This is a genomic window from Chryseobacterium sp. JAH, from assembly GCF_001507335.1.
Taxonomy (GTDB): Bacteria; Bacteroidota; Bacteroidia; order Flavobacteriales; family Weeksellaceae; genus Chryseobacterium.
Map to the genome: position 1 here is coordinate 365,307 of NZ_LMAH01000002.1, position 11,792 is coordinate 377,098.

General features: G+C 36.6%; 5 protein-coding genes. 2 read left to right on the forward strand and 3 right to left on the reverse strand.

Features of this window, described 5'->3' with window-relative positions; genetic code table 11:
* Positions 1-192 precede the first annotated feature (192 nt).
* Together AR685_RS05330 and dnaE are read right to left on the reverse strand one after the other, a co-directional pair.
* Entirely contained in the window at positions 193-2,814 is a 2,622-nt protein-coding gene (locus AR685_RS05330; RefSeq protein ID WP_059123938.1) for a GEVED domain-containing protein, read from the reverse strand.
* 368 nt (positions 2,815-3,182) lie between these two features.
* A complete protein-coding gene (dnaE, locus tag AR685_RS05335; protein WP_059123939.1) occupies positions 3,183-7,853 on the reverse strand; it encodes a DNA polymerase III subunit alpha in 4,671 nt (1,556 codons plus the stop codon).
* 260 nt (positions 7,854-8,113) lie between these two features.
* Between dnaE and AR685_RS05340 the strand changes: the two genes are divergently transcribed.
* On the forward strand, positions 8,114-10,186 hold the full coding sequence (locus AR685_RS05340) for a thiamine pyrophosphate-dependent enzyme (RefSeq protein ID WP_059123940.1): 2,073 nt from the start codon (positions 8,114-8,116) through the stop codon (positions 10,184-10,186).
* Between the two features lie 78 nt (positions 10,187-10,264).
* The gene (locus tag AR685_RS05345) at positions 10,265-11,290 is read left to right on the forward strand and encodes a bestrophin family protein (protein WP_059123941.1); all 1,026 of its coding nucleotides are present in this window, start codon (positions 10,265-10,267) and stop codon (positions 11,288-11,290) included.
* A 5-nt stretch (positions 11,291-11,295) separates the two neighbouring features.
* On the opposite strand, the gene AR685_RS05350 is transcribed toward AR685_RS05345, so the two are convergent.
* The gene (locus AR685_RS05350; RefSeq protein ID WP_059124143.1) at positions 11,296-11,754 is read right to left on the reverse strand and encodes an Lrp/AsnC family transcriptional regulator; all 459 of its coding nucleotides are present in this window, start codon (positions 11,752-11,754) and stop codon (positions 11,296-11,298) included.
* Positions 11,755-11,792 lie beyond the last annotated feature (38 nt).

Below are 11,792 nucleotides of genomic sequence, written 5' to 3' on the forward strand. Positions count from 1 at the left end.
TTCCTTACATATTACCAAGATTAAAGAATTTATAAAATGTACATTTGGATTTATCTAAAATTTCAACTTTGTCATATTCCCTAGTACAGAAGGAATTGATTTTGTTTTTCCTGATAATTTACCGAATATCTATAACAACAGTAATGACGACTAAAAAGTCGCCATTACTAAATTTGATATGTAATTAAATAATTATTTTTTAATCGCCTTCAAAGTTTGCTTGGAACCGTCATTCATCGTAAGAACCACTAAATACATTCCTGCATTTAATTCGCGCAGCTGAAGATCAGAGCTTGGTTTCTCGAATGTTTTAACAACTCTACCTGCGATATCTACTACTGAAATTGATCTAACATTTTTCACATCTGAGATGTTTAAAACATCAGTAAATGGATTAGGATATGCCTTTATGTTATTTTTAGTTAAAGTATTCTCTACTGTAGATAAAGCAGACTGCGTAACTAAGAAATTATCAACAAAGAAATCAATATCCGCTGAATCATCTATTGTGCCTTCGGTAGCGAAAATCGCAAATTTCATTTGGTTAGTTCCGCCCGATACAGTATATGTAAACTGAGTAGAGGTATTCGAGATAACTGTAGATGAATTCCATGTCTGAATAACCGTCCAGGTTGCTCCATTGTTATTTGACATTAAAACTTGTATCACATCGTCTGATCCCAAAGTTGACGCATTGGTTGTATTCCACTCTGTCATTCCATAATCAAATTTCAAGTCATAAGATGCTCCTGACAAATTGAAAGTCGGTGATAATAACCAACCAGTTTTACTATCAGAATACAAATTAATTTTAGCTGCTCCGGTTGAACCATTATTAAGAAATCCGTCTTCAACCCAGTACTCAGTATTACCTGTTGATCCGCCAGTTGCAGAACCTCCTGATGCCTGCCCCCAACAAGAAGCGGCAATGCTTGTGAAGTCATTTGTATAATTTGGAGTAATCGCTGCACATGCGGTTGTAAAGCTTCTTACAGAACAAGAATTTGAGATAACACCTGCGCCATAAGCATTAATAGTATAAAAATACTCAGTACTATTAGCTAACGGAACAGTAAAAGTATATGAAGTCACATTTCCTACATCAATGTTATTAAGAACATTCGAACCTCCTGATGTAGTTCCTACTGTAATTCTATACCCTGTAGCTCCAGCCATAGTTGTCCAATTGATCGTAGGAGTTACAGGCATATTGATAAGGCCATCTGCAGGGCTCGTGACAACCGGACAGAAAGATTCAGTTGTGAAAGTAGCAACTGAAGACCAGGCACTTTTATCTGTAGAAGTACATACTGATCGTACCCATACATAGTATGTAGTAGACGCCAATAGTGATGCGAGATTTACAGTGGCACTGCTAGCAGATCCTGTAGCAACCGTTGTTGCAGATGGAACCGTATTGCTTGTTGATCGATAATATTCATATCCAATAGATGGTACCGGAGTTGGAGCAGCCCATGATACTGTAGCAGTAAATGCAGTAACTGCTGTCACTGATAATGCATTTGGCTCAGCACAAGAAGGATTAACTTCAACAAGAATATCATCAACATATAAGTTATACATATTAGCATCTGAATACACATTAAATCCAAAATAATACACACCACTGGTAGCTGGAGTCAATGCATAAAAATCAGTTACTGGAGTTTGTACATCAATAATATTGGTATAATCATGTAAAACTGTAGTCTGTGCAGCCGGAGTTGCGTCAGTACCGTAGGTAACTTTCATTTTTTCAGAGTAGCTAGCACTATTGTTACCATATTTATATTTGATTCTATAAGTAGTTCCACCAACTAAATTGATCCCTTGCGTGAAAAACCATGCGTTGGCCGGGTTTTGAGAATCGTAATAATAGGTTAATGTTTTGTTGGTAAAACCATTTCCTGGATCGTCACTGATTACCCAATTATTAGCAGATCCACCATTTGTAGCAAGCGTACATATTGGCATTGCAGGAGCTGTCGCATTTTCAAAATCTAAGAAATAAGGAATAGTTGCCGTAGCACAAGCAGTGACAAAACAAGTATTTACCCAAACACTTGCATCAGTAGTAGTACATTTTGCTCTCACCCAAACACAGTAGTTGCTACCTGGTGCCAATTGGTTTATTGTAGCACTAGTTGTAGTAGAATTAAGATTTGGTACTGTTGTAGCTGTAGGAACAACTCCTGTATTACTGTAAAAGATATCGTATCCTAAGCTTGGCAAGGTAGCAGGTGCAGTCCATGCAAGATTAATAGTGCTTGTTGTAATATTGGAAACTACCAAAGCCGATGGAGCAATACATGTTGGAGGTGCAGTCACAATAAGTTTATAGTCGTGTGCTTCACCGTAACCACCTACATCACATGGTATAGGATCAATATTCCATCGGTCGGCAACTCTAACCCTGTAAGTTCCTGGTGTAGCCGAAGCAGGTAATGTTACAGTCCCATTGGTTGTCGTTGTACTACCGCTAGAGCCGGAACCAAGTAATTCAGTAGTTTCATCAAAGGTACCATCATTATTAAAATCTGCCCAAATTTTCACATACTGACTGGAATAATTATGAGTTACAGAAAATGAATAGGTAATTGTGGGCGACAATGTAATCGTGTGTGTTGCATAGTAATCTCCATAGGTTCCAACGGAGCATCCCGTATCTAGATGACTAAATCCCGCAGTGGAGATTGTGAAATCATCTATTTGATCACCACCGTCACATCCACTTGGATAATTCGGAGTACAATAAGTTTGCGCACTTAACCTGATCATTGTCAGGAAAAGTACCAAAAAATAAGCTTTTTTCATTTAATATCTATTTTAACTATTATTAAATAAAAGTAAATATTTTTTTTACGATTGACAACACTAAAAACGTTTTATTACGCAAAACATAAACTATTTTAAGATATTAACACATTTCTTATAACAATTAATTCACTCAACGTTCACAGACACTATCTATTCCAGAAAATGTTTATTGTTTTTTTTAATTGTAACCTATAAACACCGTAAGTAATCATTAAATGAAACAAAAAAATCATCAATTTGTGATTAGGTGAAAGAAAAAAGACAGTCAAACTGACTGTCTCTCATAAATTTTATATAGAAATAGTGTTTCCTATCTTTCTTGTCAAAAGTAAAACACTCAAAAATATGGGGTATAAAAATGAAACTTAGTTTAAATAAAACTCATATTTATTCAACAGTTGAATCTCTTTAATTAAATCACCATTTAAATCAACAGAATATCTCATAGACTGCAGTTCCATATCAGAATTTTCATCAGAATTTTTAATTAAAACTTTAAATTTTTGATTTCCTTTATTCTGATCGAGAACATTTCTAAAAAATTCCAGATCTTCTCTTCTAAAATCCATCACATCCATCACCAATGAAATACTTTTTGCATACTTTTCAAATGCTTCCTGTAGCTCAATAACATCAACTACATTCACGAAGACACGTCCATCTTTCACTTGAGCAAATTTTATCTTTAATATAACAAAACGCTGAACTTCTAACTTTTCTTTCAATCTCATATAATCTCGGTCTCCTAATCTGAAAGAATAGGAACCGGAGTAATCTTCCACAGTTAAGAATGCTACTTTTTCACCACTTTTAAAACCGTCCTTTACTACATATTCCGTTATCAATCCCGCAACGGTATATTCTTTTCCACCACCACCGTTTTCTCTTTCCTTCTGCAGCGTTTTCCAATCTTTCTTTTTTTCTTCAAACAATTCTGCAGGCTTGTTTGCAAAAGCCTGTTCCTTATATGCATCAACTTCATCAAGATTCAAAAATCCAAAATTGCCTTTTGGTTCAGCTTTTTTGACGGTTTCTTCGATAATTTCTTCTTCACCTGCAGCGATATCATCAGAAATAATTTCTGCAATATCTACTGCTTCATCTTTATCATCAGCTTCTAAAATCGGAACCACATCATCGATTACCGCTTTTACCTCATCTTCTTTTTCTAAAACGGCTTTTTTCGAAAGTTTACCCTGCATAAACTGGTAATGATATTTAAATTCATCCAACGGATGTGCAGAAAGATAAAATCCTATGATTTCTTTTTCTTTATTTAATTTATGCATGTTTGGCCATTCCGGACAGGGTAGTAATTTGGGTTGCTCAATCTGAACTTCCTCTGCAAAATCTGCAAAAAGAGAATTCTCCATCTCATTTTTACTTTCCTGAAAACTCTGTCCGTACCTGATCAGTCGTTCCAAATTTGTTTTGCCTGTCATATCAATATCAAAATACTGACCTCTGTGATAAGCAGTAAATCCATCAAAAGCACCGGCTAAAACCAAACTTTCCGCTACCCTCTTATTCATTTGTGATGGCAGAATCCTTTCAAAGAAATCATAAATATTTTTAAATCTTCCGTTGGCTCTCTCTTTGGTAATTCCTTCACTTGGCCCTTCCCCAATTCCTTTAATTGCTCCCAAACCAAAGCGAATTTGACCTTTTTCATTTACAGAAAACTTATATTGAGATTCATTGACGTCAGGTCCTAAAACATCTACACCAATACTTTTGCAGTCTTCCATAAACATAGTAATAGAATCTGTATTGTTGATGTTGTTACTCATCACGCTCGCCATATATTCTGCTGGATAATTAGCTTTTAAATATGCCGTTTGGTAGGCAATTAGTGCATAGCAGGTGGAGTGAGATTTGTTGAAAGCATACTCTGCAAAGGCTTTCCAGTCATTCCATATTTTTTCTAAAGGGCCTTCATCCAAATTATTTTTTCTTCCGCCTTCAATAAACTTCGGATACATTTTGTTCAGGACTTCAATTTGCTTTTTACCCATCGCCTTTCTCAAAGTATCTGCCTCACCTTTTGTAAAATTGGCTAATTTTTGAGACAAAAGCATTACCTGCTCCTGATAAACAGTGATCCCATAGGTTTCTTTTAAATACTCCTCAGTTTCAGGTAAATCATAAATAATTTCTTCAATTCCGTGCTTTCTGTTGATAAAGTTTGGAATATATTTAATCGGTCCCGGACGATACAAAGCGTTCATGGCAATCAAATCAGCAAAAACGGTTGGTTTCAGCTCACGCATATACTTCTGCATTCCCGGACTTTCATACTGGAAAATCCCGACCGTACGACCTTCTTTAAATAACTGATAGGTTTTACTGTCGTCCAGAGGAATCATATCGGGATCAATATCTACATTATGTCTCTGTTTTACTAATTTTAAAGCATCTTTAATAATCGTTAACGTCCGCAGACCCAGGAAGTCCATTTTCAGAAGCCCTGCGCTTTCTGCAACCGAGTTGTCAAACTGAGAAACCAAGATATCCGCATCTTTTGCCGCAATCGTTACCGGAACCAAATTACTTACATCTTCGGGTGTAATAATGACTCCACACGCGTGAATTCCTGTATTTCTGATACAGCCTTCCATCTTTTTGGCACTTGCAAGAACACCGTGGCGCGCATCATCTGGTGTATTGAGAACGTACTTCATCTCGTCAACAAGCTGCTGCTCTTCAGGTTTCAGCTTATCATATTTAGCTAACGCTTTGGCAATATTCATTCCCGGACTTGGCGGAATCAACTTTGCAATATTATTCGTATCGGGAATTGGCAAGTCTAAAACCCTTCCGGCATCTTTAATCGCCGATTTTCCTCCCAAAACTGAGTAAGTAATAATCTGCGCTACCTGATTCTTACCATACTTCTCAACTACCCACTTGATAATCTTATCACGACCTTCATCATCAAAATCAATATCAATATCGGGCATTGAAATCCTTTCAGGATTTAGGAATCTCTCAAAAAGCAAATCGTATTTAATGGGGTCAACGTTGGTAATCCCTGTACAGTAGGCAACTACAGAACCTGCAGCAGAACCACGACCGGGACCAACCCAAACTCCCATGTTCCTTGCTTCGTTACAAAAATCCTGCACAATCAAAAAGTACCCTGGGTAACCTGTATTGGCTACGACCTCCAGCTCAAAATCAAGACGCTCTTTAATTTCATCGGTGATTCCTGTTTCCACATAGCGCTTTCTTGCTCCTTCGTAAGTTAAATGCGTCAAGTACGCCATCTCACCACGTTTTCCTCCATCAACTTCATCTTCTGCATGAAGAAACTCTTCAGGAATATCAAATTTAGGCAAGAGAACATCTCTCTTTAAAGTATAAGGACTGAATTTTGCCGTAAACTCCTCGTAAGCATCAAATGCATCAGGGTAATTCAGAAAAGTCTCTTTGATTTCATGGGCATTTTTGATGTAATATTCTCCGCCCGCTAAACCCCTTCTCTTTCCGAAGCCTTTTCCAACAGGTGTTGTAAGCTTTTCGCCATCTTTGATACAGCTTACAATATCCTGAATATTGGAATCGTCTTTTTCTGTATAGTACGTTTGATTCTGCGCTAAAAGTTTAACACCATATTTATCTGCAAAGTGTAATAAAACATCATTCAAATGCTCTTCCTCTGGCAGTTTATGATTTTGAATCTGTACATAAAAATCATCTTCAAAAGTTTCTTTCCACCACTTAAAAAGCTCCTCCCCTTTTTGTTCACCCGTATTTAAGATCGCATCAGGTACATCTCCATTAATACCCGATGTCAAAGCAATTAATCCTTCTTTATATTCAGCAATCAATTCACGGCTAATCCTTGGAACTCCAAAATAGAATCCTTTCAAGAAACCTATACTTGACAGTTTTGCTAAATTTTTATATCCGTTGAAATCTTTCGCCAATAAAACAACCTGCGTCCTTCTATCAGGATCATCTTTAGTAAATTGTTTCTGTTCGTAACGGTCTGAAATGTAAAATTCACAACCAACGACAGGAATTAAAGGCTCAGAAATAGGTTCAGTTTCATTGAACTCAGTTTTATTTTCTTCAGCTTCCTGCTTTTTGGCTAAATATTCTTTATGTTTTTTTGAACGGTCCGAGTTGGCAGACTCTACAGCAGAAACGAATTTAAAAGCACCCATCATATTTCCCAAATCGACCATTCCTACGGCAGGAAAATTCTCTTCGGTGGCCTTTTTTATTAAATCGTTTATGCTCGATGTCGCAGTCAATGTTGAAAAAACACTTTTATTATCGAAATTGAAATATCTACCTAAATCAATATCATCAATACTCCCTACATCAGATTGTTTTTTCTTATTATTAAAATCTGCAACCTGTCTTCTGATAACAATATCGAAAGGTTTTATAGGATTCGGATGAAGCGTTTTAAAATATGCCAACTGATCTTCTGAAGTTTTCAAAACCTCAGAAGGAATAATTCCGATACGCATCATTTCGAAGAAAACCTGAGCCGTTGCATTTACGTCAGCTGCAGCATTATGTGCTTCGTCAAACTTGTGACCGTATAATTTTTCATACAACTCTTCAAGTTTCGGAGATTTGTATCTTCCGCCTCTCCCCCCGCCAAGCTGACAGTAATCTGTTCCCAGAATCATGGTATCAGCTTTTGGCTTTTCCTGAAGGTTATCCTGAATATTTTTTCTGAAAAATTCTGCTCCGACAATATTGTAATCGAACTCCACATTGTGTCCAGAAACAACTCTTACTCTTTCTAAAACTTGGGCAAATTCATTTAAAATCTCCTCCAGATCACGACCTTCTTCATTGGCAATTTTTGTTGTAATACCGTGAATTCTTGCGGCATTAAATGGTATGTCGTAACCTTCCGGTTTAATTATATAATCCTGGTTTTCAATTAACTGCCCGTTATCATCATGCAACTGCCATGCAATCTGAACCATTCTCGGCCAGTTGTCTGAATCTGAAAGCGGTGCATTGAAATTTTTTGGTAAACCTGTCGTTTCTGTGTCAAAAACTAAATACATAAATTCTGTCTGACTTTTAATTAAAAAAAGAATGTAAAGTTAGTTTAAATTTTGCTCTTTATCATAATTTCAGGCTTGGGAATCTGTTGAGATATTCTAAAAAAAAATACAAAATTTAATATGTTAGCACACATACGTTTTGAGCTATTTACTTTATTCACATTGGTTTCATTTAAAGTTTTTACGCAAAAAACAATTTTACCTATCAATTGTTAGGTAATTATTTTCAAAAATCCAAAATATGTTTATCTTTGCTTTCTATGGAAAATACACTTCACGAAAAAGTTTCACAGGATATTTTACTTAAAGCTTACAACCACATGATGCTTGCCAAAGCAATGGCAGATATCTATGAGGAGAACAGAAATGTTTGCAAATATGTACACAGTACTTCGAGAGGCCATGAAGCAATTCAGTTGGCAACAGCTTATCAGTTGAAAAAAGAAGACTGGGTTTCTCCTTATTACAGAGATGAAAGTATTTTGTTGGGAATTGGTTTCGAGCCTTATCAGCTGATGCTTCAGTTGTTAGCAAAAGCTGACGATCCTTTTTCGGGTGGAAGATCATATTATTCTCACCCTTCGAGCAGAAACGAAAATATGCCGAAGATGATCCACCAGAGTTCAGCAACAGGAATGCAGACGATTCCTACGACAGGAGTTGCTCAGGGAATCAAATATATTGAAGATTTTGAATTAGAAAAATTTGAAAACAATCCTGTTGTCATCTGTAGTTTGGGAGACAATTCTGTAACGGAAGGTGAAGTGAGTGAGGCGTTTCAGTTTGCGGCTTTGCACCAACTTCCCATCATTTTCTTAGTTCAGGATAATGAATGGGGAATTTCTGTGACCAAAGAAGAAGCGAGAACTGTAGATGCTTATGATTTTGTGGCTGGTTTTGAAGGTTTGGGAAGAATGAGAGTAGACGGAACTAATTTCGCGGAAAGTTTTGAGGTAATGAAAAAAGCGGTTGATTTTGTAAGAACCGAAAGAAAACCATTGGTTGTCTGTGCAAAAACAGTTTTGATTGGTCACCACACTTCGGGAGTAAGAAGAGAATTTTATAGAGACGAAGAAGATTTAACAAAACACAGAGCAAAAGATCCGGGAGAAATCCTGCGAAATCAATTGCTGGAGTCTGGTACCGATGAAGAATTATTAAAGCAAATCACCAAAAAGGCAAGACTGGAAGCTGAAGAAGCATTTGAAAGAGCTCAAAAAGCCGAAGACCCGAAGCCTGAAACCGTGATGCAACATATTTTTGCACCGACTCCGATTACAGAAGAAGTGGGAACCCGCGAACCAGAAGGAGGCGAAAAAATAGTGATGGTTGATGCAGCTATTCATGCCATTCAGGAATTGATGTGGAAACATCCTGAAGCCTTACTCTACGGGCAGGATGTTGGTGAAAGAATCGGAGGAGTTTTTCGTGAGACGGTAACGTTAGGGAAGAAATTCGGCAGCAAAAGAGTTTTCAATACAGCCATTCAAGAAGCTTATATCATTGGTTCTACGACTGGAATGAGTGCAGTTGGTTTAAAACCGATTGTTGAAGTTCAGTTTGCCGATTATATTTATCCGGGAATTAACCAGTTGATTACCGAAATTTCAAAATCAAATTATTTAAGCAACGGGAAATTTCCTGTAAGCAATATCATCAGAGTTCCGATTGGAGCTTACGGCGGCGGCGGACCTTACCACAGTGGAAGTGTTGAAAGTATTTTAGCGAATATTAAAGGAATTAAAATTGCTTATCCAAGCAATGCAGCCGATTTTAAAGGTTTATTGAAAGCAGCTTATTATGACCCGAATCCTGTAGTGATGCTGGAGCATAAAGGTTTGTACTGGAGTAAAGTTCCGGGAACTGAAGATGCAAAAACCATCGAACCTGCAGAAGATTACATTTTACCTTTCGGAAAAGGAAAAGTAGTGATTGAGGCTGATGAAAATGAAATTAAAAAAGGAAATACCGTTGTCGTAATCACTTACGGAATGGGAGTTTACTGGGCAAAAGAAGCCGTGAAAAACTTCGGTGGAAAAGTGGAAGTAATCGATTTAAGAACCATCATTCCTCTGGATGAAGAACTGGTTTTTGAAAGAGTAAAAGCCCACGGAAAATGTATTGTTTTAACAGAAGAACAACTGAATAATTCATTTGCCGAAGCTTTTGCACACAGGATTTCTAAAAACTGTTTTAAATATCTTGATGCTCCTGTAGAAACGATGGGTTCATTAGACACCCCGGCAGTTCCTATTAATTTAATTTTAGAAAAAGAAATGCTTCCAAATGCTGAAAAGCTCTCGAAGAAAATCGACGAAATGTTGAAATATTAAAAATTAAAACCTCTAAATTATTTTTAGAGGTTTTTTTGTACGGTTTTTGTTAACTTGGAGTAATAATCTATTTTTAAAATGATCACAACAAAATATTTCAACTATAAACAAATTGCCAATCTTGCAGGGATCCATCTTATCTGGCTAACTGCATGGAGCACTTTTGTAGCAGCTATCTATTACTTTTTCGAATGGCAGTGGATGACGATTCCGTTAGTTCCATTGACGTTGGTGGGTACAGCAGTTGCATTCTTCGTAGGTTTTAAAAGCAATCAGGCTTACGACCGACTTTGGGAAGCCAGAAAAATTTGGGGAGCCATCGTCAATTCTAGCCGATCATTTACATCGATGCTTTGTGCATTTGACACAGAAAAAGGCGAAATGCATTACATTAAAGACTTTAAGAAACAGCTCGTTTACCGTCATATTGCATGGCTTTACACATTGAGGGAGCAGCTTTTGATTCCTACAGAATGGGAACATATGAGTCTTGACAGACATTTCGGAGAGATCAATACAAAAAGAAACCGATTGATTAAAGCCGGATTTCCGGATTATGTAAGAACACACCTTTTCCAACAAAAATATCTTTCGGAAGACGAATTTGAACTGCAGGAAGACTATAAAAATTTCGCTACATACCTCAATTCAAAACAGGCAAAAGATTTAAACTATTTAAAGAATAAAAAAGTCATTACTGATTTTGATCAGATGCAACTTCAGAATTGCCTGAATGATTTTTATGATTATCAGGGACAGGCAGAAAGAATTAAAAAATTCCCCTCACCACGACAGTTTGCCAACTCTGGATTTATTTTCATCGTCATCTTCATTATTCTTTTACCATTAGGTTTGGTGAGCGAATTCAGCAAATTAGGCGATTGGGGAATCTGGACCTGTATTCCTTTCTGTGTGATTGTAGGCTGGATTTATATCATCATGGAACTGGTGGGTGATTATTCTGAAAATCCTTTTGGCGGATTAATGTTTGACATTCCCATGCTATCTATCTGCCGAACAATTGAGATCGACCTTCTTCAAATGATTGGAGAGCATGATGATCTTCCGGAACCTATCGCTTCTAAGAATGGGGTTTTGGTTTAAATAAATTACAAAATTAATTCGGTCGTATTTTTCACTTCAGAAATGGTGAATGAACTTTGTGTACTCGCAATATGTTGAATTGTGGTAAGCTTGCTCAACATAAAATTTCGGTAATCTTCCATGTCTTTTACACAGATTTTCAGAATATAATCATAGTCACCACTTACATGGAAGCATTCTGTCACCTCATCTAAAGTCATCACTTCTTTTTCAAACCGAAGCACATATTCTTTTTTATGCTGAGTCAATTTTACATGACAGAGAATAATAAAATTTTTATCAATCTTAGTTTTGTCCAAAATGGACACGTACTTTGAAATTACGCCATTATTTTCAAGCTTTCTTACTCGTTCATAGACTGCAGTAATTGACAAACCGAGTTTATAAGACAACTCTTTGGTGGTTTGCTTACAGTCTTGTTGTAGAAAAAGCAGCAGTTTTTTATCGATTTCGTCAAATTGCATAGAAAATTTTTTGGCTAAATTTATTAAATTTAAATTAA

Coding starts and splice junctions, on each gene's coding strand:
- dnaE (WP_059123939.1), bottom strand. CDS start 7,853: ATGTATTTAGTTTTTGACACAGAAACGACAGGTTTACCAAAAAATTTC.
- AR685_RS05345 (WP_059123941.1), top strand. CDS start 10,265: ATGATCACAACAAAATATTTCAACTATAAACAAATTGCCAATCTTGCA.
- AR685_RS05340 (WP_059123940.1), top strand. CDS start 8,114: ATGGAAAATACACTTCACGAAAAAGTTTCACAGGATATTTTACTTAAA.
- AR685_RS05350 (WP_059124143.1), bottom strand. CDS start 11,754: ATGCAATTTGACGAAATCGATAAAAAACTGCTGCTTTTTCTACAACAA.
- AR685_RS05330 (WP_059123938.1), bottom strand. CDS start 2,814: ATGAAAAAAGCTTATTTTTTGGTACTTTTCCTGACAATGATCAGGTTA.